Here is a 24,677-nt window from a genome sequence, read left to right as displayed (position 1 = left end):
CCGCGGCAAGCCTACACTAAAACGTGCGTTTTAACCGACGCGAGCCATAAAAAAGGGGCCTTTCGGCCCCTTAATCATCACGGTTGTTAACTTAGAACTGGTAAACCAGGCCCAGCGCAACAACGTTGTCGGTGGAAATACCAGCGGCTTTGGTGAAGTCGTTGTCGTCCAGCAGGTTGATTTTGTAATCAACATAGGTGGACATGTTTTTGTTGAAGTAGTAGGTCGCGCCAACATCGATGTATTTCAGGATATCCTGGTCACCGAAGTTAACAGTACCGGTGTTGTTGCTCATGTCCTTACCTTTAGATTGCAGGTAAGCGATGGACGGACGCAGACCGAAGTCGAACTGGTACTGGGCAACCACTTCAAAGTTCTGCGCTTTGTTGGCAAAACCGTATGCAGTGGAGCGAGGATTACCATTGGAATCACCAAAGCGGGTTGCGTTATAGGTCTGAGAATACTGTGCCGCCAGGTAGATGTTGTTAGCGTCGTATTTCAGGCCGCCGCTGTACACTTCTGCGTGATCGCCTTCACCGAACAGCGCATCATTGTTGGTCGCATTCTGGTCAGCAGTACGTTTAGAAGAGGACATCGCGCCGCCCACGCTGAAGCCTGCGCCCAGATCGTAAGTCAGAGACGCGCCATAGCCGTCACCATTCTGGTTAAGCAGGCTACGACCATTGCTGTCGTTCTCACCACTTACGCTACCGTTTTTACCCTGGTATTGCAGAGCAAAGTTCAGACCATCAACCAGACCGAAGAAGTCAGTGTTACGATAGGTTGCAACGCCGTTAGCACGGGACTGCATGAAGTTATCTGCACCGTAGGTATCGCCGCCGAATTCCGGCAGAACGTCGGTCCAGGAAGTGACGTCGTAGATAACGCCATAGTTACGACCGTAGTCGAAAGAACCTGCGTCAGCAACGCGGATACCAGCAAAGGCCAAACGAGTCCATGCTTGATCGCTTGCGCCTTCTTCACTGTTCGCCTGTACGTTGTATTCCCACTGGCCGTAGCCGGTTACCTGATCGTTAACCTGCGTTTCGCCTTTGAAGCCAAAACGGACATAGCTCTTATCGCCATCAGAACCGTTGTCGTCAGAAAAATAGTGCAGACCGTCTACTTTGCCGTACAGATCTAATTTGTTGCCATCTTTATTGTAAACTTCAGCCGCATTTGCTGCGCCTGCCACCAGCAGAGCCGGTACCAGGAGGGACAGAACTTTAACTTTCATTTTATTAACCCTCTGTTATATGCATTTTTATTGCCACTGCTTGCCGATTAACCCTCTAACCGGCTGGCAAAATCATTGTGCTTAAAAAAGAAAAATAATCCAACGAGAATATGATACGAAAACTTTGAAGATGTTTCATACATAATGATAGATGTTTCATTTTGTAAATTTCAGGGAACTTTTTTCCGCACAAATAGCTAAACAAATGCGCACAAATAATCAAAAACAAATAAAAATTCATTTCAAAACAATCAATTAAATCAAATAAAAATCATAGCACTGAATGCAAAACCATAACCTTCAATCGCAACTAAAATATCAAACGCTATCATCATTAACTTTATTTATTACCGTCATTCGAATCTGAATGTCTGTTTACCCCTCTTATAACCGGATGCGTCGCATTCGGTTTTTTTTTACCCTTCTTTACGCAAATTGAATAATTATTTAGATATAATAACGATTTGTAACGACTATTAATTAATCAATTGTCATGCCAGATATTTCTGATTGACGCATTCATGAAATTAATAGCTTGTTATTTATCGCGTTCTTTTTGCAACCAAACGGTAAATATATGTACAAATTTTCCTGGCTGTACATATTTGCCACAATATGTAGTCAATATGTCTATCTCCATGTTTTCGAGACTGAAACGGGAAAGTGAGTCTGGAAATTCACTCATTAACCGATATACTGCCTGCTGTACACTGCTCTGCAACACAACATCTATACGTTCGCCGCGTGTTATAGGCGGCTATTACGGCATGGCAGCAACATTGTCTCAGCGAGCGCTGAGTGTTAACAGCAGTGTTGTCATAACGGGTTCCACACAAGAATGAGTCGATCGGACACAATGATCCCTGGCAAATTTTCCCTGATACCGGGCAACATCACCCGTTACTTTCTTTTGTTGATTATCGTCCTGTTGGTAACAATGGGCGTGATGATCCAAAGTGCGGTCAACGCCTGGTTAAAAGATAAAAGCTATCAGATTGTCGATATCACCCACGCTATTCATAAGCGTATCGACACCTGGCGCTACGCTACCTGGCAAATCTACGACAACATTGCAGCTGCGCCTGCCGCTACGTCTGGTGAAGGCCTGCAAGAAACGCGCTTAAAGCAAGATGTTTACTATCTGGAAAAACCGCGGCGTAAAACAGAAGCGTTGATTTTTGGTTCTCATGACAGTTCAACGCTGGAAATGACGCAGCGGATCTCCACTTACCTCGATACGCTCTGGGGCGCGGAAACCGTGCCCTGGTCGATGTACTATCTTAACGGCCAGGATAACAGCATGATCCTGGTATCGACGTTACCGCTAAAAGATCTTTCTTCCGGTTTCAAAGACACCACGATCAGTAATATTGTCGATTCCCGCCGTGCGGAAATGCTGCAGCAGGCGAATGCCCTTGATGAACGCGAGAGCTTTTCATCTCTGCGCCATCTGGCCTGGCAAAACGGCCATTACTTCACGCTGCGTACGACATTCAACCAACCGGGCCACCTGGCCACGGTGGTCGCATTCGATTTGCCAATTAATGATCTGATCCCACCCGGCATGACGCTGGATAGCTTCCGTCTCGATCCGGATACCACGCAGACCAACACGCGCGGGCAGGATAAGGAAACCACCGACAGCGTTGCCGTCAACTTTAATAGTTCGCGCATCGAGATCTCCTCGGCGTTGAATGGCACCGGGCTGCGTCTGGTCTGGCAGGTGCCATTCGGAACACTGTTGCTGGATACGTTACAAAACATTCTGTTGCCGTTACTGCTGAATATCGGCCTGCTGGCGCTGGCGTTGTTCGGTTACACCACCTTTCGCCAGATGCCAGGACGTAAAACCGACGGTCTGGCAACGCCGGGGGCGAGTAACGAACTGCGCGTGCTGCGCGCCTTTAATGAAGAGATTGTTTCACTGCTGCCGCTGGGACTGCTGGTGCACGATCAGGAAGCGAACCGCACCGTTCTGAGCAATAAAATCGCCGATCACTTACTGCCGCACCTGAATCTGCAGAATATTACGGCCATGGCCGATCAGCATCAGGGCGTGATTCAGGCCACCATCAATAACGAACTGTACGAAATCCGTCAGTTTCGCAGCCAGGTCGCGTCGCGTACGCAGATCTTTATTATTCGCGACCAGGACAGAGAAGTGCTGGTCAATAAAAAGCTGAAGCAGGCGCAACGACTTTATGAGAAAAACCAGCAGGGCCGCGCCAGCTTTATGAGTAACCTTGCCGAGTCGCTCAAACAGCCGGTGAAAGCGCTGGCTGGCGAAGCGGCCGCCTTGCAGACTCAGGAAGGCAATCTTGTCGCGGATCACGCCGACAGGCTGGTTCAACTGGTCGATGAAATCCAGTTGGCGCATATGCTGGAGAGCGACAGCTGGAAAGGCTCCCCGACACTGTTCTCGATTCAGGATTTGATTGACGAAGTGGTGCCGGAGGTCCTGCCGGTTATCAAACGTAAGGGTCTGCAACTCTTAATTAATAACCCGCTTCCGGCCAATGAAGAGCGTCACGGCGATCGCGACGCGCTGCGTCGGATCCTGCTGCTATTGATCCAGTACGCGGTCACGACCACGCAGATGGGGAAAATCACGCTTGAAGTGAATGTGGACGAATCGGCTGAGGATCGCCTGACTTTCCGGATCCTCGACACCGGCGTGGGTGTGAACGCCAGTGAAATCGATAATCTGCATTTCCCGTTCCTTAACGATACGCAGGGTGACCAGTACGGGAAAGCGAACGCCCTCACCTTCTGGCTGTGCGATCAGCTGGCACGTAAACTTGGCGGACATCTGAATATTAAAGCGCGTGAGGATCTGGGCACTCGCTACTCCCTGCATGTGAAAATGGCGGCCCGTCCGCAACAGGCAGAGAGCGAAGAAAAATTACTCGATGACGTTGTGGCGATGATTGATATTACCTCTAACGAAATCCGTAATATTGTGGTTCGCCAGTTGGAAAACTGGGGGGCGAGTTGTATTTCCCCGGATGAGCGGTTATCAAGTCAAGAATATGATCTATTTTTGACAGATAATCCGTCTAATCTTACTGCCTCAGGCTTGCTTTTAAGCGATGATGAGGCAGGCGTGCGGAAAATTGGCCCTGGCCAATTGCGCGTGAACTTTAATATGAGCAATGCAATGCAGGGAGCAATATTGCAACTCATTGAAGAGCAACTGGCGCAGGAGGATGTACCGGAGTCGCCTTTGGGGGGTGACGAAAACGCCGAGCTCCACGCCAGCGGCTATTACGCGCTGTTTGTTGACACAGTACCCGATGATGTTAAGAGGTTGTATACTGAGTCGGCGTTGCGCGATTTCGCGGCGCTGGCGCAGACGGCACACCGCCTGAAAGGCGTGTTTGCCATGCTTAATCTGGTACCTGGTAAGCAGTTGTGCGAAACGCTGGAGCAATTAATTCGCGAGAGCGATGTTCCAGGCATAGAAAATTACATCAGCGACATTGACGCTTACGTCAAGAGCTTGCTGTAGCAAGGTAGCCTAATACATGAACAATATGAACGTAATTATTGCCGATGACCATCCGATTGTACTGTTCGGTATTCGCAAGTCACTCGAACAAATCGAATGGGTAAACGTTGTCGGTGAATTTGAAGACTCTACAGCGCTGATTAACAACCTGCCGAAACTTGAGGCAAACGTATTGATAACCGACCTGTCAATGCCGGGCGATAAATACGGCGATGGCATCACGCTTATCAAATACATTAAACGTCACTTCCCGACGCTGTCGATTATTGTGCTTACCATGAACAATAACCCGGCAATCCTGAGCGCAGTGCTGGATCTGGATATTGAAGGTATCGTGCTGAAACAGGGCGCGCCGACAGACCTGCCAAAAGCGCTGGCGGCATTGCAAAAAGGGAAGAAATTCACCCCGGAAAGCGTCTCCCGCCTGCTGGAAAAAATCAGCGCTGGCGGTTACGGCGACAAACGTCTGTCACCAAAAGAGAGCGAAGTGCTGCGCCTGTTTGCCGAAGGTTTCCTGGTAACGGAAATCGCCAAAAAGCTGAACCGCAGTATCAAAACCATCAGTAGCCAGAAGAAATCAGCAATGATGAAACTGGGTGTCGATAACGATATCGCGCTGCTGAACTATCTCTCCTCCGTCACCCTGACGCAGACAGAAAAAGAGTAATCCTGTAACCCCGGCACTCGCCGGGGTTCTTTTTATACTCTGCTGTTTCGTACCCGCGCGGCATACGCCGCCAGCGTTTGCTTGAGAATATCCAGCGTTACCGGCTTCGACAGGCAGCTATCCATACCCGATTCCAGACAGCGTTGCTTCTCTTCCGCCAGCGCGTTAGCCGTCACACCAATCACCGGCAGCGTTAGCCCTAACTGACGAATACGTTGTGTCAGGCGATAACCGTCCATATTCGGCATGTTGACGTCGCTAAGCACAATATCGATAGAGTTTTTACTCAGAACATTCAGCGCATCCACACCGTCATTGGCCGTTTTACACTGATATCCCAGCGATCCCAGCTGATCGGCCAGCAGGCGGCGGTTAATCGGATGATCGTCCACCACCAGGATCATCATGTCATCGTTACGCGCCGCTTCCCGGGTCTCAGCCGGTAGCGCATTGCTCGCCTGCGGCTCGATAACCTGAACCCGGTAAATGCGCCCCAGCAGCGCCAGCAGATCGTGTGGTGACGCAACGCTGTGCAACCATTCGCCCGGCGCGCGCTCGACCGGAATACCGATATGGCGGCGGCAGAAAATAATGGCCGCGCGTCCGGTCCACGACGCGGAGAGTTCATCATCGGTGATCAACGTATCCTGGTTGCCCAGCGTGCGCCCGTCGTACTGCTTAACCTGAATACCGTTCCATTGCAGTAATGTCTGCAAATAACCCGACAGCCAGGCATTACGCACCGCCAGCCAACAGCAGGTTTCCGCCAGGCCATCCACATCTGCGCGCACCGGCGGTACGGCGCCGTACAGGGGAATACGGATGGTAAACTGACTACCCATGCCCGGTTCGGTATCAACGGAAATATCGCCATCCATCATGCTGATCAATTTTTCGCAAATCGCCAGCCCCAGTCCGGTTCCCTGGAAGTTACGCTGCACGCCCGTTCCCACCTGGAAGAAGGGATCGAACAGACGCACCACTTCTTTACCGGGGATCCCCACACCGGTATCACGTACGCGGATGCTGAGATAATCGGCGTCGCGATGCACATGCAGCACGATACAACCCATATCAGTGAACTTAATCGCGTTGCTGAGCAGGTTGGAAATCACCTGCTGTAAACGCATCGGGTCACCGTTGAGCGCCATCGGCACATCCGGTTCAATAAAGCAGTACAGCCCCAGTTGTTTACGCACCACCAGCGGTAAATAGTTGGCGGTGATATGGCTCATCACTTCGCGTGGGGAGAACTCACGCGGCTCGATTTTCAACTGTTCCGATTCAATTTTCGAGAAATCAAGGATATCGCTGATAATTTTCAGCAGCAGGCTCGACGAGTTATTCATTGCGGTGACCAGCCTGTCGACCCCTTTCGGAAGCTCTTTCGTTTGCAACAGATCGAGGTTGCCGATAATACCGTACAGCGGTGTGCGCAACTCATGGCTGACTGTCGCAAGGAACATCGATTTCGACTGGCTCGCCTGCTCCGCCGCTTGCGCCATCTCCTGCAACGACTCTTCCATCTTCACGCGGGCGGAAACATCCACCAGCACGCAAATCGCCACGTTTTCATTGCGATAACGTGAATGAACAAAGCTAATTTGCAGATTGGTATTATTGCTGGTCAGCACATCAACGAAATTGACCTGCTGACCACAGATAATTTGCGTAAGCCGCTGCCTGTCTTCATGCGTCAACATATTCAGATAGTTGTGCGCCAGCTCGTTACTGAGGATGTTTGTGCCGTCCTGAGTACGTAAAATGCAGATCCCCACCGGCGCGGAGGCGACAATTTTACGGTTGAACTGCTCATGTTCTTCCAGCCGCTGGGCATCATTTTCCGCCGGAATAAAAATCCGCCGCTCATACATGCGCGCAAGGGTAAAGAGCGCCACACCGACCAGCACATTCAGCAATACCGCGTTAAGGATCAGCATACGAATGCGTTCCAGCACCATGTCTACCGGTACGGAGTAGACCACGCTCAGCGATGACGGCGGCAGGCTCTTTTTCAGGATCAGTTCGCGAAAACCCGAGGTATAACCAAACCACGAACGTTCTTGCATCCAGCGCGGATCGACAACAATGCCGCTATCCTGGCCGGTAAGTGAAATCAGCGCATGCCCGTTGTCGTCCAGAATGGTCACACCCATTGGCAAGCTGCCCGGCGTAAAGAAGTTTTCCATGCGAATGGACTGTTCTGTACCCAGCAGCGCTTGCAGGCGGTTACCGAGGTAAACCGGCGTCAGCGCATAGAAGTAACCGATCCCCGGACGCGGCCCCTGGCTCATCCAGTAGACATTGTTGCTGCGCTCATCCTGCGGGGCATTGCGATATTTAACGATGCGTTCATGCAGACTTTTCAGCGTGTCATCGCGTTCAACGGGGAGATCGCGCAGGCCAAAATCGGCCATACAGAGATTGTCGCTACCGATCAAAAACACGCGGTTGAGATCGTAAGCGGCGGAGAAATTATCGCGCCAGTAGCGCATAAACCACGCCAGCGACTCCAGCGAGCCGCGCCAGGAGTTGCCCATGGCGGAGCAGTCAGAGTCCGGGAACAGCGGTAAAAATGTCGGGACATCGGTTTTGTCGTCGCGGTTGCGCGAAGTCAGAATACCGTTTTCCGCCGTCAGGCGGTTTTCGGCGATGTACTTCAGCTCTTTCATTACGTCAGACGTGCGCTGAATGTAACGCTGCGCCTGATCGGAACTGAGGTTAAATTCCTGACGAATTTCCGACTCTTTGTCATGCAAGGCGTTAACAATATAAAAGACAGAAAAAAAGGCAATCAACAGCCAAAGCAATAGCGCCAGCGCCCTGAAGAGATAGCGGGAAACTTTCAGGGTACTGCGAAAAGAGACGAGGTATTTCAACCTGGGGAAACTCCGCCACAAGGAAGTTAAAAAAGAGTGTGTTTAAGGTAGCGATAAATCGCAAAGGCCGCAACGGCAATGAAAAAGGGCCGGAAACCGGCCCCTTATAACGCATTACTCGGCGTCGTCGTCCGCCGCGTCGTCGTCGGTATCGGTATCAACTTCCGGCGCGATATCATCATCGCCTTCCGCCACGCTACCGTCGATGGAATCTAACTCTTCATCATCTACCGGCTCAGCAACACGCTGCAGACCCACTACGTTTTCATCTTCCGCGGTGCGGATCAGAATAACGCCTTGGGTGTTACGCCCTACTACGCTGATTTCCGAGACGCGTGTACGCACCAGCGTACCGGCATCGGTGATCATCATGATCTGGTCGCAATCATCAACCTGAACCGCGCCGACCACTGCGCCGTTACGCTCGGTGACTTTGATAGAGATAACGCCCTGGGTACCGCGTGATTTGGTTGGGTACTCGGTTTCCGCCGTACGTTTACCGTAACCGTTCTGCGTGACCGTCAGGATTGCGCCTTCGCCGCGCGGTACGATCAGCGAGACAACGCTGTCTTTTTCCGCAAGCTTGATGCCACGAACACCGGTCGCAGTACGACCCATTGCACGCACGGCACCTTCTTTAAAGCGCACCACTTTACCCGCCGCGGAGAAGAGCATCACTTCGTCGGTACCTGACGTCAGATCGACGCCAATCAATTCATCGCCTTCGTTCAGGTTGACGGCAATGATACCGGCAGAACGCGGACGGCTGAATTCGGTAAGCGCAGTTTTCTTCACGGTACCACTGGCGGTCGCCATAAAGACGTTCACGCCCTCTTCGTATTCACGCACCGGCAGGATAGCGGTGATACGCTCGTTCGGCTCCAGCGGCAGCAGGTTGACGATCGGGCGACCACGCGCGCCACGGCTTGCTTCCGGCAACTGATAAACCTTCATCCAGTACAAACGTCCACGGCTGGAGAAGCAGAGGATGGTGTCATGGGTGTTGGCCACCAGCAGGCGATCGATAAAGTCTTCTTCTTTAATACGCGCAGCCGATTTGCCTTTACCGCCACGGCGCTGGGCTTCGTAGTCGGTCAGCGGCTGATACTTCACATAGCCCTGGTGCGACAACGTAACCACCACATCTTCCTGATTGATCAGGTCTTCGATGTTGATATCGGCAGTATTCGCGGTAATTTCGGTACGACGCTCGTCGCCAAACTGTTCGCGAACCAGCTCAAGCTCTTCGCGGATCACTTCCATCAGGCGTTCAGCGCTGCCAAGGATATGCAGCAGCTCAGCAATCTGCTCCAGCAGCTCTTTGTACTCATCGAGCAGTTTTTCATGCTCAAGGCCGGTCAGTTTCTGCAAACGCAGATCCAGAATCGCCTGTGCCTGCTGTTCGGTCAGATAGTATTTGCCATCACGAATCCCAAACTCCGGCTCCAGCCACTCCGGACGCGCCGCGTCATCGCCCGCACGTTCCAGCATGGCAGAGACATTGCCCAGATCCCACGGCTGCGCGATCAGCCCTGCTTTCGCTTCAGCAGGCGTCGGCGCGCGGCGGATCAGCTCAATGATCGGGTCGATGTTCGCCAGCGCCACGGCCAGCGCTTCGAGGATATGTGCGCGGTCGCGAGCTTTACGCAGTTCGAAAATGGTACGACGCGTCACCACTTCACGGCGGTGGCGCACAAACGCGGCGAGAATTTCTTTCAGCGCCATGATCTTCGGCTGGCCATGGTGCAGAGCCACCATGTTGATACCGAAGGAAACCTGCAATTGCGTCTGGGAGTAGAGGTTGTTCAGAACCACTTCACCCACGGCGTCGCGTTTGATTTCGATAACGATGCGCATACCGTCTTTATCGGACTCGTCGCGCAGCGCGCTGATACCTTCAACGCGTTTATCTTTCACCAGCTCGGCAATCTTCTCGATCAGGCGCGCTTTGTTCACCTGATACGGAATTTCGTGCACGATAATAGTTTCGCGACCGCTTTTCGCGTCGGTTTCTACTTCCGCGCGTGCGCGAATGTAGATCTTGCCGCGACCGGTGCGATAGGCCTCTTCGATGCCACGGCGACCGTTGATGATCGCCGCAGTCGGAAAATCCGGCCCCGGAATATGCACCATCAGCTCTTCAATGCTGATGTCTTCGTTATCAATGTAGGCCAGGCAACCATTGATCACTTCCGTCAGGTTATGTGGCGGAATGTTGGTAGCCATACCGACGGCGATACCCGACGAACCGTTCACCAGCAGGTTCGGGATCTTGGTGGGCATCACATCAGGGATTTTTTCGGTGCCGTCGTAGTTATCGACGTAATCAACCGTCTCTTTTTCCAGATCGGCCATCAATTCATGGGCGATCTTCGCCAGGCGGATTTCCGTATAACGCATCGCCGCCGCAGAGTCGCCATCGATGGAACCGAAGTTCCCCTGACCATCGACCAGCATGTAACGCAGCGAAAACGGCTGCGCCATACGGACAATGGTGTCGTACACTGCGGAATCGCCATGGGGATGGTACTTACCGATTACGTCACCAACGACACGGGCAGATTTTTTGTAGGCTTTATTCCAGTCATTGCCCAATACGTTCATGGCGTAAAGTACGCGACGGTGAACCGGTTTCAGGCCATCTCGGACATCCGGAAGCGCACGGCCAACAATGACCGACATCGCATAGTCCAGATAGGAGCTCTTCAGCTCTTCCTCGATGTTAACCGGTGTAATTTCTCTCGCAAGGTCGCTCATCTAACCGCTATCCCTCTACTGTATCCCGGATTCAAAGGTCGCAAATTATAACACAACCGCTTTGATACAGGTAAACCTATAACACCCGTGCAAAGGTTTATTCATCCCGTTGGCCTGATATACTCACGGGTCTTATTGATAGAGGAGTTATTGCGCCCATGAATGCCGAAAAAACGCCGGCCGCTCAGAACGTTGATCATGCTGAAATCGCCAAATTTGAGGCAGTCGCCTCGCGCTGGTGGGATAAAGAAGGTGAGTTTAAACCCCTGCACCGCATCAACCCGCTGCGTCTGGGCTATATTGGCGAACATGCTGCCGGTCTGTTCGGTAAGAAAGTGCTCGATGTCGGTTGCGGCGGCGGGATTCTGGCGGAAAGCATGGCGCAAGAAGGCGCGGAGGTCACCGGGCTCGATATGGGCTTTGAACCACTCCAGGTAGCGCGTTTGCATGCGCTGGAATCTGGCGTTCAGGTCAATTACGTGCAGGAAACTGTGGAAGAGCATGCGGCAAAACACGCGCAGCAGTATGACGTCGTCACCTGCATGGAGATGCTGGAGCATGTTCCGGATCCGCAATCGGTGGTCAAAGCCTGCGCGCAGTTGGTCAAACCCGGCGGTCATGTCTTCTTCTCTACCATTAACCGCAACGGCAAAGCCTGGTTGATGGCGGTCGTCGGCGCGGAATATGTGCTGCGCATGGTGCCGAAAGGGACGCACGACGTGAAGAAATTTATTAAGCCAGCGGAGCTCTTAAACTGGGTTGACGGCACTGTGTTACAGGAGCGTCACATCACCGGGTTACATTACAACCCGTTGTTAAACCAGTTTACGTTAGGGCCGGGGGTAGATGTGAACTATATGTTACATACAATGGCAAAAAATGACTAAGGTCATCAGATAAAGTGATAGAAGATTGCGCAGCATCAAGTTGCGCAATTGCCTTTCTCGATGAAGAAATCAGCACTCGATCAAAAATTCATTTTTTTTTGCGGAATATTGACATCGCCGCCAGGCCTTACGATACGAGGACTTAGCGATTATCACCCTTTCGCAACCTCAATTTAACCTCAAAATCAACTCTTGTACTGAAAAGAATCCTTACTAGAATACTCACCATATAGCGTTTCTCTTATCGCAAACCCCCTATATGTAGTATTTATCCACAGAGTTAATCACAGCAACGAATTGTGGATAAATGGGGGGATATTTTCTATTTCACGGACAGGTAATCACATGAATCAGAGTCTGCTGGTGACAAAGCGTGATGGTGGCACTGAGCGCATCAATCTCGACAAAATTCATCGAGTACTGGATTGGGCGGCAGAGGGGCTAAGTAACGTATCGATCTCCCAGGTTGAGCTGCGCTCACATATTCAGTTCTACGATGGCATCAAAACGTCCGATATCCACGAGACCATCATTAAAGCCGCCGCGGATCTGATTTCCCGCGACGCGCCGGACTACCAGTACCTGGCCGCACGCCTGGCGATTTTCCACCTGCGTAAAAAAGCCTACGGCCAGTTCGAGCCGCCTGCGCTGTTTGACCACGTGAAGAAAATGATTGAGCTTGGCAAATACGATCATCATCTGCTGGAAGACTACACGGAAGAAGAGTTCAAGCAGATGGACGGTTTTATCGACCACTGGCGCGATATGAACTTCTCCTATGCGGCGGTGAAGCAACTGGAAGGCAAATACCTGGTGCAGAACCGCGTGACCGGCGAGATCTACGAGAGCGCGCAGTTCCTCTATATCCTGGTTGCCGCGTGCCTGTTCTCCAACTATCCGCGTGAAACCCGTCTGGATTACGTCAAGCGCTTCTACGACGCCGTTTCCACATTCAAAATTTCGCTGCCGACGCCGATCATGTCCGGCGTGCGTACGCCGACCCGTCAGTTCAGCTCCTGCGTACTGATCGAGTGTGGCGACAGCCTGGACTCCATCAACGCCACCTCCAGCGCGATTGTGAAGTACGTTTCCCAGCGCGCCGGTATCGGTATCAACGCCGGTCGCATTCGTGCGCTGGGTAGCCCGATCCGCGGCGGTGAAGCGTTCCACACCGGCTGTATCCCGTTCTATAAACACTTCCAGACGGCAGTGAAATCCTGCTCGCAGGGCGGTGTACGCGGCGGCGCGGCAACCCTGTTCTACCCGATGTGGCATCTGGAAGTTGAAAGCCTGCTGGTACTGAAAAACAACCGTGGCGTGGAAGGCAACCGCGTGCGTCACATGGACTACGGCGTACAGATCAACAAACTGATGTACACCCGTCTGCTGAAAGGGGAAGAGATCACCCTGTTCAGCCCGTCCGACGTGCCGGGGCTGTACGATGCGTTCTTCGCCGATCAGGATGAGTTCGAACGCCTGTACACCCAATATGAAAAAGACGACAGCATCCGTAAACAGCGCATCAAAGCGGTGGAGCTGTTCTCGTTGATGATGCAGGAACGCGCTTCTACTGGCCGTATCTACATTCAGAACGTCGATCACTGCAACACCCACAGCCCGTTTGACCCGATGGTGGCGCCGGTACGTCAGTCTAACCTGTGTCTGGAGATCGCCCTGCCGACCAAGCCGCTGGATGATGTCAACGACGAAAACGGTGAAATCGCGCTCTGTACGCTGTCTGCGTTTAACCTCGGCGCGATTAAAAACCTCGACGAGCTGGAAGAGCTGGCAACGCTTGCGGTACGTGCACTTGACGCGCTGCTGGATTACCAGGATTACCCGATTCTGGCCGCAAAACGTGGCGCGATGGGGCGCCGTACGCTGGGTATTGGCGTCATCAACTTTGCTTACTGGCTGGCGAAGAACGGCAAACGTTACTCTGATGGCAGCGCAAACAACCTGACGCACCAGACTTTCGAAGCGATTCAGTACTGGTTGCTGAAAGCCTCTAACGAGCTGGCGAAAGAGCAAGGCGCGTGCCCGTGGTTCAACGAAACCACCTACTCGCAGGGTATTTTGCCGATCGATACCTACAAGAAAGATCTCGACGGTATTACCAACGAGCCGCTGCATTACGACTGGGAAGCGTTGCGTGAATCGATCAAAACGCACGGCCTGCGTAACTCCACGCTCTCCGCGCTGATGCCGTCTGAAACCTCGTCGCAGATCTCCAACGCCACTAACGGTATTGAACCGCCGCGCGGCCATGTGAGCATCAAAGCGTCGAAAGATGGCATCCTGCGTCAGGTGGTGCCGGATTACGAAAAACTGAGTAATGCTTACGAGCTGCTGTGGGAAATGCCGAATAACGATGGCTATCTGCAACTGGTGGGCATCATGCAGAAATTTATCGATCAGTCGATTTCGGCTAACACCAACTATGACCCGTCACGCTTCCCGTCGGGCAAAGTGCCGATGCAACAGTTGTTGAAAGACTTGCTGACCGCCTACAAATTTGGTGTGAAAACGCTGTACTATCAAAACACCCGCGATGGCGCGGAAGATGCGCAGGATGACCTGGCACCTTCCATCCAGGACGATGGCTGCGAAAGCGGCGCATGTAAGATCTAACTAAGGGGCGGGGAAACCCGCCCTTTTTTTTCGCAAACAGGACTCACATTTCATGGCATACACCACTTTTTCACAGACGAAAAACGATCAGTTGCTGGAGCCGATGTTCTTCGGCCAGCCGGTTAACGTGGCGCGCTACGATCAGCAAAAATATGACATTTTCGAAAAGCTGATAGAGAAACAACTCTCCTTCTTCTGGCGTCCGGAAGAAGTTGACGTTTCCCGCGACCGTATCGATTTCCAGGCGCTGCCGGAACACGAAAAGCACATCTTCATCAGCAACCTGAAATACCAGACGCTGCTGGATTCGATTCAGGGTCGTAGCCCGAACGTTGCGTTGCTGCCGCTGATCTCCATCCCGGAACTGGAAACCTGGGTAGAAACCTGGGCGTTTTCAGAAACGATCCATTCACGCTCCTATACCCACATCATCCGCAACATCGTTAACGATCCGGCGGTGGTGTTTGACGATATCGTCACCAACGAGCAGATCCTCAAGCGCGCGGAAGGCATCTCGCACTTCTACGACGAGCTGATCGAAATGACCAGTTACTGGCATCTGCTGGGTGAAGGCACGCACAACGTCAACGGCAAAACCGTGACCGTCAGCCTGCGCGAGTTGAAAAAGAAACTTTACCTGTGTCTGATGAGCGTGAACGCGCTGGAAGCGATTCGCTTCTATGTCAGTTTCGCTTGCTCCTTCGCGTTCGCCGAGCGTGAACTGATGGAAGGCAACGCCAAAATCATTCGTCTGATTGCCCGTGACGAAGCGCTGCACCTGACCGGCACCCAGCATATGCTGAACCTGCTGCGTTCCGGCGCGGACGATCCGGAAATGGCCGAGATCGCCGAAGAGTGCAAACAAGAGTGCTATGACCTGTTCGTACAGGCGGCATTGCAGGAAAAAGAGTGGGCGGAATACCTGTTCCAGGGCGGTTCGATGATTGGCCTGAACAAAGACATTCTCTGCCAGTACGTTGAGTACATCACTAACATCCGCATGCAGGCAGTCGGTCTCGACTTACCGTTCCAGACCCGTTCGAACCCGATTCCGTGGATCAACACCTGGCTGGTTTCCGATAACGTCCAGGTCGCTCCGCAGGAAGTGGAAGTGAGTTCTTACCTGGTCGGCCAGATCGACTCTGAAGTCGACACCGACGATCTGAGTAGCTTCCAGCTCTGATGAGCCGTGTGACGCTTAGCCTTTCCGGCACGCACGTCCAGTGCCAGGATGAGCACCCTTCCCTGCTGGTGGCGCTCGAATCGCACCAGGTGGAAGTTGAGTACCAGTGCCGCGAAGGCTACTGCGGCTCCTGCCGCTGTCGCCTGGTGGCGGGCCAGGTTGACTGGATTGCCGAGCCGCTGGCCTTTATCAACGAAGGGGAAATTTTGCCCTGCTGCTGCCGGGCGAAAGGCGATATCGAAATCGAGATGTAAAAAAGGGCCTTCCCAGGCCCTTTTATTTTTACTTTTTATGCAGAAACTGCACCGCTTTATCCGGGAAGTCGGTAAACAACCCATCGACGCCCGCCTGCTGATACAACACCTTATAGAGCTGGTTCACATCGCTGGCGTACGGCGGAAGCTGATCCGCGCGTACGGTAAAAGGATGGACCTGCAATTGGCTGGCATGCGCCTCTTTCACCATTGCCGTAAGCTTGACATTACCCGGTTTTGAACCATCCGCCACAAGCATGTGGTAGTCCGGGCCGATACCGTCGGCATACCGGGCGATCTGCTTCATCGCGCCGGGTTTGAACATCCAGTCGTAACTGTAATTCACCCATTTGCCGTCCGGCTGCTGCTCCTGCGTTTCATTCCATTTGGTATAGGCAATCAGCTGCACCAGCCTGAGATCCATCCCCATCTTCGGTTCCAGCTCATTCTTAATGCGTTTGAGCTCATTGACGTCAAAACATTGCAGATACACATTGTCCTGCTTGCTGGTGTAACCGTACTTTTTCAGCACTTCCAGCGTCTTTGCGGCAATGTCTTTCCCTTCCTGATGGTGGAACCAGGGCGCTTTGATCTCCGGATAAATACCGATGTTTTTGCCAGTGGAGTGGTTCAACCCCTGCACAAACTCGATCTCCTCTTCAAACGTGTGAATGCGGAAATCGGATTTACCCATCGGGAAACGGCCCGGATAGACCTGCACTTTCTTGCCCTTTTCCAGCTCGAACCCTTCGGTAAACTTCAGCGAGCGGATCTCGTCGAGCGTAAAGTCGATGGCATAGTAGCGCCCGTCTTTACGCGCGCGCTGCGGGAAGCGCTCCGCGACATCCGTTACGCGGTCGAGATAGTGATCGTGCAAGACGACCAGCTGGTCGTCTTTGGTCATCACCAGATCTTGTTCAAGGAAATCCGCGCCCTGTGCATAGGCCATCGCTTTCGCCGGTAAGGTATGTTCCGGCAAATAACCGCTGGCGCCACGATGGGCGATAACGATTTTATCGGTGGCCAGCGCCTGGCTGGTTAACGCGCCTGCCAGCAGCAGGCTTGAGGTTATACGGGTGAAAGTGGTTTTCATCAGTGCTCCCTGTTAGCTGCGACGCGCCAGCACGTCGGCATGGTGACGTTTCTCGCCAATCATCACGATAACCAGCAGTAACACCGCCAGAATGCTGCCGCCAATCATCACCATAAAGCCACCATCCCAGCCGAAGAAATCAACGGTATAACCGACAATGGCGCTGGCGGCGACAGAACCACCAAGATAGCCAAACAAGCCGGTAAAACCCGCCGCCGTACCCGCCGCTTTTTTCGGTGCCAGCTCCAGCGCATGCAGACCAATCAACATCACCGGGCCATAAATCAGGAAGCCGATGACGATCATGCAGGCCATATCCACGCTCGGGTTACCCGCCGGATTCAGCCAGTAAACGATAGTCGCAATGGTCACCAGTGTCATAAAGAACACGCCCGTTGCGCCACGATTGCCGCGAAAGACTTTATCCGACATCCAGCCGCACAGCAGCGTGCCAGGGATGCCCGCATATTCATAGAAGAAATAGGCCCACGAGGATTTATCCAGCGCGAAGTGTTTCACCTCTTTCAGGTAGGTCGGCGACCAGTCGAGAATGCCGTAGCGCAGCAGGTAAACAAAAACGTTCGCTACCGCGATATACCACAGCAGTTTGTTCGGCAGGATGTACTGCATGAAAATCTGCTTTGCGGACAACTCTTCTTCGTGTTTGTCACTGTAATCATCCGGGTAGTCGTTTTTGTACTCTTCAATCGGCGGCAGACCGCAGGATTGAGGCGTATCGCGCATCAGTGCGAAGGCAAGAATCGCCACCAGAATCGCGCCAAACGCGGGCATATACAACGCCGCGTGCCAGTCGTTAAACCACGCCATCCCCAACAGGAACAGCAGCGGAGGGATGCCACCACCAACGTTATGCGCGCAGTTCCATACCGACACAATGCCGCCGCGTTCTTTTTGCGACCACCAGTGCACCATGGTGCGCCCACACGGCGGCCAGCCCATCCCCTGGAACCAGCCACACAGGAACAGCAGCACAAACATGATCATGATGCTTGAGGTTGCCCACGGCACGAAACCCATGACCAACATCACCGCCGCCGCCAGAATTAACCCGGCGGGCAGGAAAACGCGCGGATTCGAGCGATCAGACACCGAACCCATAATAAATTTCGAAAAGCCATAGGCAATGGAGATACCGGACAGCGCAAACCCCAGATCGCCACGGGAAAAGCCCTGTTCGACTAAATACGGCATTGCCAGCGCAAAGTTCTTACGCACCAGATAGTAGGCGGCATAACCGAAGAAGATCCCGAGGAAAATCTGCCAGCGCAACCGCCGGTACAACGGATCGATTTGCGCATCGGGCAGACGCGATTGATGGGGGGCAGGTCTAAAAATACTCAACATAGCGGCCTCCGTGGCGCGGTAAGACTCATATCTTTCATTAATGAGTGAAAACGAACATAACCAGAGTTATTCGCGGCGGATTGTAGTGAAAGTTTTAACCAGAGAGAATGAGTTGTCGCAGATGTTGTTACAGAAATATGACAAACATCTAACTTCACGCATGAAAGCGCGTTTCACTTTCGTTTTTTGCTCGAATATGCGCGATATCAAACAAACCACAATCATAGTATGGCTAAATGGTTGCTAAGGAACGTCGACCAGAAGGACGCGAACATGCGCAACTCCAGTGACTACGATGTGATTATTATCGGCGGCGGTGCGACCGGCGCAGGCATTGCTCGTGACTGCGCCCTGCGCGGCTTGCGCGTGGTGCTGCTTGAACGCCACGATATCGCCACCGGCGCGACCGGCCGTAACCATGGCCTGCTGCACAGCGGCGCGCGTTACGCGGTGACCGATAACGAATCAGCGCGTGAATGTATTGCCGAAAATCAGATCCTCAAACGTATCGCCCGCCACTGTATCGAACCGACAGACGGCCTGTTTATTACCCTGCCGGAAGATGACATGGTGTATCAAAGCCAGTTTATTGACGCCTGCCTGCAAGCGGGGATCCCGGCGCAGGCTATATCACCGCAGGAAGCGCTGCGCATGGAGCCCAGCGTCAACCCGGCGCTGATCGGCGCGGTACGCGTGCCGGACGGCACGGTGGACCCTTTCCGGCTCACCGCCAGCAATATGCTGGACGCCCGCGAGCACGGCGCAAAAATCCTCACCGGGCACGAAGTGTGCGGCCTGATCCGCCATGGCGACACGGTGAGCGGTGTGCGCCTTTATCACCCTGCCAGCGGTGAAACACAGGAGTTACATGCGCCTGTGGTAGTCAACGCCGCCGGGATTTGGGGCCAGCGTATCGCTGAATATGCCGATCTGAGCATCCGCATGTTCCCGGCGAAAGGCGCGTTGCTGATCCTCGATCACCGCATTAACCAGCACGTCATCAACCGCTGCCGCAAACCCGCCGATGCCGATATTCTGGTGCCAGGCGACACGATTTCCCTGATTGGCACCACCTCGACGCATATTGATTACGCCGATATCGATAACCTGCGCGTCACGCATGACGAAGTGGATATTCTGCTGCGTGAAGGGGAAAAACTGGCGCCGGTGATGGCGAAAACGCGCATCCTGCGTGCTTACGCCGGTGTGCGACCACTGGTCGCCAGCGATAATGACCCGAGTGGACGCAATGTTAGCCGGGGAATTGTGTTGCTGGACCACGCGCAGCGAGACGGGTTGGAAGGCTTTATCACTATAACTGGCGGCAAGCTGATGACTTATCGGTTAATGGCCGAATGGGCAACGGATGCCGTGTGTCGCAAGCTCAATCATCATGCTCCCTGTACCACCGCTACCGCGCCGCTGCCTGGCTCCCGCGAGCCGACTGAACAGGCGCTCAAAAAAATCATCTCTCTGCCGACGCCACTACGCGGTTCGGCGGTCTATCGCCACGGTGATCGCACGCCAGCCTGGCTTGGTAGCGACAGACATAACCGCAGTCTGGTTTGCGAATGTGAAGCCGTCACAGCCGGAGAAGTGCAGTACGCGGTCGAAAACCTCAATGTCCATTCGCTCCTTGATTTACGCCGCCGCACACGCGTCGGAATGGGCACTTGCCAGGGTGAACTTTGCGCCTGCCGTGCAGCCGGATTGCTTAACCGTCTGCATGTCACGACCGAAAGTGAATCTCTGCACCAACTGGCCGATTTTCTTAATGAGCGCTGGAAAGGCGTTAAACCCGTCGCCTGGGGCGATGCGCTACGGGAAAGTGAATTCACACGCTGGGTTTATCAGGGATTGTGTGGTCTGGAAAAGGAGGCGGAAGATGAGATTTGATACGGTTATTATCGGGGGCGGGCTGGCCGGTTTGGTGTGCGGGATACGTCTTGTGCAGAGCGGCCAGCGTTGCGCGATTGTCAGCCGTGGGCAGAGTGCTCTGAGCTTCTCCTCCGGCTCACTGGATTTACTTTCACATTTACCCGATGGTCAGCCCAGCGATACGTTTGATGGTGCCATCGCACACCTTCAACAGCACCATGCCTGTCACCCTTATGCCCGGCTCGGCGCAGACCGGGTTCGCCATTACGCACAACAGGCGCAGACGCTGCTGGCAGATTGCGGGCTGGCGTTGCAGGGCGATGTTGATACGCCGCACCAGCGCGTGACGCCGCTTGGCACATTCCGCACCGCCTGGCTTAGCCCACTGGAAGTGCCTGTTAAAACAGAAACTCACCAGCACACTGGCGTCGTTGGTATCAGCGGTTTTCTTGATTTCCAGCCGCAGCTTGCGGCAGGTGCGCTGCGTAAACGCGGGATTGACGCGCATGCAGAAGAGATAGATCTGCCGCTGCTGGATCGGCTGCGTGATAACCCCAGCGAATTTCGCGCGGTGAATATCGCCCGCCTGCTGGACGCGCCCGAGCACTACAACGCGCTATACGAAGCGCTGCTGCCGCTAAGCCAGCACTACGCGATGCTCTATCTGCCCGCCAGCTTTGGTCTGACGGACAACAGCGTCTTTACGCGCCTTAATCAGCAACTGGCCTGCCCGCTGCGTCTGTTGCCTACGCTGCCGCCTTCCGTACCGGGCATGCGCATGCAACAACTCCTGCAACAGGCGTTTATACGCAGCGGCGGTAACTGGATGCCCGGTGACGATGTACTGCGTGCCGATATCGCCGATCAGCGCGTAACGCAAGTGTGGACGCGTAAACATGAAGATATCCCGCTGCGGGCGCGCAATGTGGTGCTCGCCAGCGGCAGCTTTTTCAGTAACGGGCTGGTGGCCGGGCGCGATGGCGTGCGGGAAACGGTATTTGATCTCGATGTGCTGCAAAGTGCGCAGCGCCAGGAGTGGTATCGCGATGATGTGTTTGACAGCCAGCCCTGGCAGCAGTTTGGTGTGCAGACCGACGCGCAACTACATGGCCTGCGCCGGGGCAACGCCGTGAACAATCTCTATGTGATTGGTTCCGTGCTGGGCGGTTTTGATGCCATTGCCCAGGGGTGTGGCGGCGGCGTTTGCGTCGTTACCGCGCTGCATGCCGCACAGCAAATTAGCGCACAGGGAGGCGAACAATGAACAATACGCAATTTGAAAGCTGCATTAAATGCACCGTTTGCACCACCGCCTGCCCGGTCAGCCGCGTCAACCCCGCTTACCCTGGTCCGAAACAGGCAGGCCCTGATGGCGAGCGCCTGCGGTTAAAAGACGCCGCGCTGTATGATGATGCGCTGAAGTACTGCACCAACTGTAAACGCTGCGAAACCGCCTGCCCGTCCGGGGTGAAAATTGGCGATATTATTCAGCGCGCCCGTGCCCAGTACGCACCGAAAAAACTCTCCATACGCAACGCCATTCTCAGCCATACCGACCTGATGGGGACGCTATCGACACCGATGGCACCGCTGGTGAATGCGGCAACCTCCTTAAAACCCGTGCGCCAGTTACTGGATACCGCGTTAAAAATCGATCACCACCGCACGCTGCCAAAATATTCCAGCGGCACATTTCGCCGCTGGTATCGCAGCATTGCCGCACAGCAACAGGCGTTTGCGCAGCAGGTGGCGTTTTTCCACGGTTGCTATGTGAATTACAACCATCCGCAGTTGGGTAAAGATCTGATCCGCGTGCTGAACCATATGGGCGTCGGCGTACAGTTGTTGCAGCGGGAAAAGTGCTGCGGCGTACCGCTGATTGCGAATGGGTTTTTCGATAAAGCGAAAAAACAGGCGCAGTTTAACGTGCGCTCGCTGGAGCAGGCTATTGGCACGGAGGGTTTGCCGGTTATCGCCACCTCTTCCACCTGCGCGTTTACGTTGCGCGACGAATATCCTCACCTGCTGGATGTGGATAACAGCCATTTGCGCTCGCATATCGATTTAGCCACGCGCTGGATCTGGCGCATGCTCGACGAAGGACGCGCGTTGCCGTTGCAAGAAACGCCGCTGAAGGTGGTCTACCACACGCCGTGTCATATGGAAAAAATGGGCTGGACGCACTACACGCTGGAGCTGCTGCGGCGCATTCCTGGGCTTGAGTTGACGGTGCTGGATTCGCGCTGCTGCGGGATTGCCGGAACCTACGGCTTTAAAAGCGAAAACTACCCAACATCACAGGCGATTGGCGCGCCGTTGTTCGAGCAGATTGAAGCCAGCGGCGCGGATCTGGTGGTGACAGATTGTGAAACCTGCAAATGGCAAATTGAGATGTCCACCAGCAAACGCTGTGAACATCCCATTACGCTACTGGCAAACGCATTGGGGTAACGGCATGCCGTTACCCTGCACGATTATTCCACGGTCAGCGTTTCCACCACATTGATCCAGCCGTGATCGCTGGCAATGTCTTTGCCCGCCAGCCAGCGGCGCAGGATGTTCAGCGCCATCATGGCACACACCTCCTGGCGCACCACCAGCCCGTGGCGGTTGGTGTTGAATTTCACCCGCAGCGCGCGGGTGCCTTCCGGCGTCGCCAGCGCGAAGTTGAGATGATCCTCTTCAAGGCCGGTCACTGTCAGCGCCAGCCCGGCGAGATGGCGATTGCGCAGCTCGGTGGTCCAGCGGGCGCTTTGCGCCAGCGCTTCCGCCTGCGACGGCAGCACTTCACTGGCCAGCAGCGGCGCGCCGGCGCGGGAAAGCTGCAATGCCACCAGACCGCCGGTGAACTGCTCGCTCAGCGTCAGGCTGAGCTGGCGTTCCCGCAGGGTAGCGGCAAGCGCGGCTGGCAAACCTTCCGTGCCTTCAAAAATCAAACTCTCACCGGCAACACGTTTCACTTCCGGCCACAGGGCTTCCATCGCCGCGCGATGTTCTGCCGGGCCAGTCAGTTTTAATTCGATAATTGGCATGGAAGAGCGGTAGCCCATCACCACGCCTGGCGGCAGTTCGAGGTGTTGCAGGCTCTGCGCCAGATCGCTTTCGGAGCGACCAAAGGTGGTTAAGCGCAGGCAAACCGGCGGCTCCGGCAAGGTAAAGCGTTCGCGCAAACGCGGCAGAATTTCGCGCTCTACCATTACTTTAAATTCCGACGGTACGCCCGGCGTGAAGAACATCAGGCAACGGTTGAGCTGCAGGGCAAAACCACAGGCGGTACCGACCGGGTTATCCACCAGTTCGGCGCTGGCCGGGATCTCGGCCTGTTTGCGGTTACTCGGCGCCATCACGCGGCCACGTTCGGTAAAGAAACGTTCCATTTGTGCCAGCCACGCTTCGTGTAGCACCAGCGCTTCGCCTTTGGCGGTCGCCGCTGCCAGCGCGCTGAGATCGTCACTGGTCGGCCCCAGACCGCCATTCACAATCAGCACATCCGCGTGCTCGCTACGTTCACGCAGGATAGCGACCAAATCATCAAGGTTATCGCCCACGGTGTTACGACGCGTGAGGGGCAACCCCTGGTTAAAGAAAAAGTCAGCCAGCCAGGCCGCATTGGTATCTACAATCTGGCCATGCAGCACTTCATCGCCGGTCGATAACATCTCCACATTTAACATTGTTAGCTCCTGCAATCGAGGTTGAAACACTATAGCGCATGCGCAGAGGAAAAACGGAGACAAACAGGCGCGGACAGAGGCCGCGCCGGAGGATTAGAAACTGGCGCTGACGCCGACATACGGGCCATCGGCAACCGCGTTGTCACGACGGCCTTCTTTACCGGTCATGTCGATATAACGGTAACCGGCTTCCACCGTCAGCGGACGCATAATGGTGTAACGCGCACCAGCATTTGCTTCCTGGTACTCTTTCACGCCGCTGGAGAGTGAATCGGGCGAATAATAATACTCACCGAAGAGGCTAAAGCTGCTGGCAATTTTCCACTGTAACCCGCCACCGACAGCAACGGCATAACCTTCACTGCCCACATCCGGATTCAGATAAATACCTTTCCCGCCAACAGTCGCCAGGAACGGCCCCAACGGAATGTTGTAACCCAGCCCCAGACCAGCGATGTCGCCATCATCTTCGCTGTGCGCCCAGTTACCGCTTACCGCGATCCCGCTGGTTTCCGTTCCCAAACCGAAACCAAAGTTGGTGTAATCTTTCCCAATCTGGCCGTTCAGACTCACGGCCTGCGCCCCGGCAGAGACCAGCAACACGCTGGCTAAACCTAATAAAGCAACGTTCTTCATTTTTGATTTCCGCACATAACGGGCCTGA

Annotated in this window: 16 protein-coding genes; 9 read left to right on the top strand and 7 right to left on the bottom strand. The window is 54.1% G+C overall.

Annotation, left to right across the window (positions count from 1 at the left end):
• Positions 1-91 precede the first annotated feature (91 nt).
• Positions 92-1,237, bottom strand: a complete 1,146-nt coding sequence (locus BN2591_RS00340; protein ID WP_086868108.1) for a porin OmpC — start codon at positions 1,235-1,237, stop codon at positions 92-94.
• An 838-nt stretch (positions 1,238-2,075) separates the two neighbouring features.
• Between BN2591_RS00340 and rcsD the strand changes: the two genes are divergently transcribed.
• Positions 2,076-4,745: a phosphotransferase RcsD gene (gene rcsD, locus BN2591_RS00335; RefSeq protein ID WP_086868106.1), complete on the top strand. Its 2,670-nt coding sequence runs from the start codon at positions 2,076-2,078 to the stop codon at positions 4,743-4,745.
• 16 nt (positions 4,746-4,761) lie between these two features.
• Positions 4,762-5,412, top strand: coding sequence for a response regulator transcription factor RcsB (gene rcsB / locus BN2591_RS00330; RefSeq protein WP_017458563.1), 651 nt, complete (start codon positions 4,762-4,764; stop codon positions 5,410-5,412).
• 32 nt (positions 5,413-5,444) lie between these two features.
• On the opposite strand, the gene rcsC is transcribed toward rcsB, so the two are convergent.
• Positions 5,445-8,291 (bottom strand): two-component system sensor histidine kinase RcsC, encoded by a 2,847-nt coding sequence (gene rcsC / locus BN2591_RS00325; RefSeq protein ID WP_086868104.1) that lies wholly within the window; start codon positions 8,289-8,291, stop codon positions 5,445-5,447.
• Between the two features lie 114 nt (positions 8,292-8,405).
• Positions 8,406-11,048, bottom strand: a complete 2,643-nt coding sequence (gene gyrA / locus BN2591_RS00320; RefSeq protein WP_086868102.1) for a DNA topoisomerase (ATP-hydrolyzing) subunit A — start codon at positions 11,046-11,048, stop codon at positions 8,406-8,408.
• A gap of 158 nt (positions 11,049-11,206) precedes the next feature.
• Between gyrA and ubiG the strand changes: the two genes are divergently transcribed.
• From ubiG to yfaE, 4 genes are all read left to right on the top strand, one after another.
• Positions 11,207-11,935 carry a bifunctional 2-polyprenyl-6-hydroxyphenol methylase/3-demethylubiquinol 3-O-methyltransferase UbiG gene (gene ubiG / locus BN2591_RS00315; protein WP_086868100.1) on the top strand — a complete coding sequence of 243 codons (729 nt, stop codon included), beginning with the start codon at positions 11,207-11,209 and terminating at the stop codon, positions 11,933-11,935.
• A 345-nt stretch (positions 11,936-12,280) separates the two neighbouring features.
• Positions 12,281-14,566 (top strand): class 1a ribonucleoside-diphosphate reductase subunit alpha, encoded by a 2,286-nt coding sequence (nrdA, locus tag BN2591_RS00305; protein WP_086868098.1) that lies wholly within the window; start codon positions 12,281-12,283, stop codon positions 14,564-14,566.
• A gap of 52 nt (positions 14,567-14,618) precedes the next feature.
• Positions 14,619-15,749 (top strand): class Ia ribonucleoside-diphosphate reductase subunit beta, encoded by a 1,131-nt coding sequence (nrdB, locus tag BN2591_RS00300; protein WP_017458568.1) that lies wholly within the window; start codon positions 14,619-14,621, stop codon positions 15,747-15,749.
• Complete coding sequence (yfaE, locus tag BN2591_RS00295) at positions 15,749-16,003, top strand: class I ribonucleotide reductase maintenance protein YfaE (protein WP_017458569.1); 255 nt, start codon at positions 15,749-15,751, stop codon at positions 16,001-16,003. The genes nrdB and yfaE overlap by 1 nt, the downstream gene beginning before the upstream one ends.
• 28 nt (positions 16,004-16,031) lie before the next feature.
• Here the strand turns inward: yfaE and glpQ are convergent, their stop codons facing one another.
• Together glpQ and glpT are read right to left on the bottom strand one after the other, a co-directional pair.
• A complete protein-coding gene (gene glpQ, locus BN2591_RS00290; RefSeq protein ID WP_086868095.1) occupies positions 16,032-17,096 on the bottom strand; it encodes a glycerophosphodiester phosphodiesterase in 1,065 nt (354 codons plus the stop codon).
• A gap of 12 nt (positions 17,097-17,108) precedes the next feature.
• Positions 17,109-18,461: a glycerol-3-phosphate transporter gene (gene glpT, locus BN2591_RS00285; protein WP_086868093.1), complete on the bottom strand. Its 1,353-nt coding sequence runs from the start codon at positions 18,459-18,461 to the stop codon at positions 17,109-17,111.
• 273 nt (positions 18,462-18,734) lie between these two features.
• Between glpT and glpA the strand changes: the two genes are divergently transcribed.
• From glpA to glpC, 3 genes are read left to right on the top strand one after another with little or no spacing between them, the layout of a single operon-like run.
• Positions 18,735-20,357, top strand: coding sequence for an anaerobic glycerol-3-phosphate dehydrogenase subunit A (gene glpA / locus BN2591_RS00280; protein WP_086868091.1), 1,623 nt, complete (start codon positions 18,735-18,737; stop codon positions 20,355-20,357).
• Positions 20,347-21,603 carry a glycerol-3-phosphate dehydrogenase subunit GlpB gene (gene glpB, locus BN2591_RS00275; protein ID WP_086868089.1) on the top strand — a complete coding sequence of 419 codons (1,257 nt, stop codon included), beginning with the start codon at positions 20,347-20,349 and terminating at the stop codon, positions 21,601-21,603. The genes glpA and glpB overlap by 11 nt, the downstream gene beginning before the upstream one ends.
• Positions 21,600-22,790, top strand: coding sequence for an anaerobic glycerol-3-phosphate dehydrogenase subunit GlpC (glpC, locus tag BN2591_RS00270; protein WP_086868087.1), 1,191 nt, complete (start codon positions 21,600-21,602; stop codon positions 22,788-22,790). Before glpB ends, glpC begins: the two co-directional genes overlap by 4 nt.
• A 23-nt stretch (positions 22,791-22,813) precedes the next feature.
• Here glpC and BN2591_RS00265 read toward each other — a convergent pair whose 3' ends face one another.
• The gene (locus BN2591_RS00265; RefSeq protein ID WP_086868085.1) at positions 22,814-24,013 is read right to left on the bottom strand and encodes a nicotinamide mononucleotide deamidase-related protein YfaY; all 1,200 of its coding nucleotides are present in this window, start codon (positions 24,011-24,013) and stop codon (positions 22,814-22,816) included.
• Between the two features lie 93 nt (positions 24,014-24,106).
• Positions 24,107-24,649, bottom strand: a complete 543-nt coding sequence (locus tag BN2591_RS00260; RefSeq protein WP_086868083.1) for a YfaZ family outer membrane protein — start codon at positions 24,647-24,649, stop codon at positions 24,107-24,109.
• Positions 24,650-24,677 lie beyond the last annotated feature (28 nt).

The organism is Kosakonia pseudosacchari, assembly GCF_900184035.1.
In the GTDB taxonomy this organism is placed as follows: Bacteria; Pseudomonadota; Gammaproteobacteria; order Enterobacterales; family Enterobacteriaceae; genus Kosakonia; species Kosakonia pseudosacchari.
Note: the sequence above shows the minus strand (reverse complement) of the source record. Positions and strands in the feature narration are given on the sequence as shown.

Bases quoted from the DNA above. Each gene is read 5' to 3' on its own strand.
- BN2591_RS00340 (WP_086868108.1), bottom strand. From the start codon at position 1,237: ATGAAAGTTAAAGTTCTGTCCCTCCTGGTACCGGCTCTGCTGGTGGCA.
- rcsD (WP_086868106.1), top strand. From the start codon at position 2,076: ATGAGTCGATCGGACACAATGATCCCTGGCAAATTTTCCCTGATACCG.
- rcsB (WP_017458563.1), top strand. From the start codon at position 4,762: ATGAACAATATGAACGTAATTATTGCCGATGACCATCCGATTGTACTG.
- gyrA (WP_086868102.1), bottom strand. From the start codon at position 11,048: ATGAGCGACCTTGCGAGAGAAATTACACCGGTTAACATCGAGGAAGAG.
- ubiG (WP_086868100.1), top strand. From the start codon at position 11,207: ATGAATGCCGAAAAAACGCCGGCCGCTCAGAACGTTGATCATGCTGAA.
- nrdA (WP_086868098.1), top strand. From the start codon at position 12,281: ATGAATCAGAGTCTGCTGGTGACAAAGCGTGATGGTGGCACTGAGCGC.
- nrdB (WP_017458568.1), top strand. From the start codon at position 14,619: ATGGCATACACCACTTTTTCACAGACGAAAAACGATCAGTTGCTGGAG.
- yfaE (WP_017458569.1), top strand. From the start codon at position 15,749: ATGAGCCGTGTGACGCTTAGCCTTTCCGGCACGCACGTCCAGTGCCAG.
- glpQ (WP_086868095.1), bottom strand. From the start codon at position 17,096: ATGAAAACCACTTTCACCCGTATAACCTCAAGCCTGCTGCTGGCAGGC.
- glpT (WP_086868093.1), bottom strand. From the start codon at position 18,461: ATGTTGAGTATTTTTAGACCTGCCCCCCATCAATCGCGTCTGCCCGAT.
- glpA (WP_086868091.1), top strand. From the start codon at position 18,735: ATGCGCAACTCCAGTGACTACGATGTGATTATTATCGGCGGCGGTGCG.
- glpB (WP_086868089.1), top strand. From the start codon at position 20,347: ATGAGATTTGATACGGTTATTATCGGGGGCGGGCTGGCCGGTTTGGTG.
- glpC (WP_086868087.1), top strand. From the start codon at position 21,600: ATGAACAATACGCAATTTGAAAGCTGCATTAAATGCACCGTTTGCACC.
- BN2591_RS00265 (WP_086868085.1), bottom strand. From the start codon at position 24,013: ATGTTAAATGTGGAGATGTTATCGACCGGCGATGAAGTGCTGCATGGC.
- BN2591_RS00260 (WP_086868083.1), bottom strand. From the start codon at position 24,649: ATGAAGAACGTTGCTTTATTAGGTTTAGCCAGCGTGTTGCTGGTCTCT.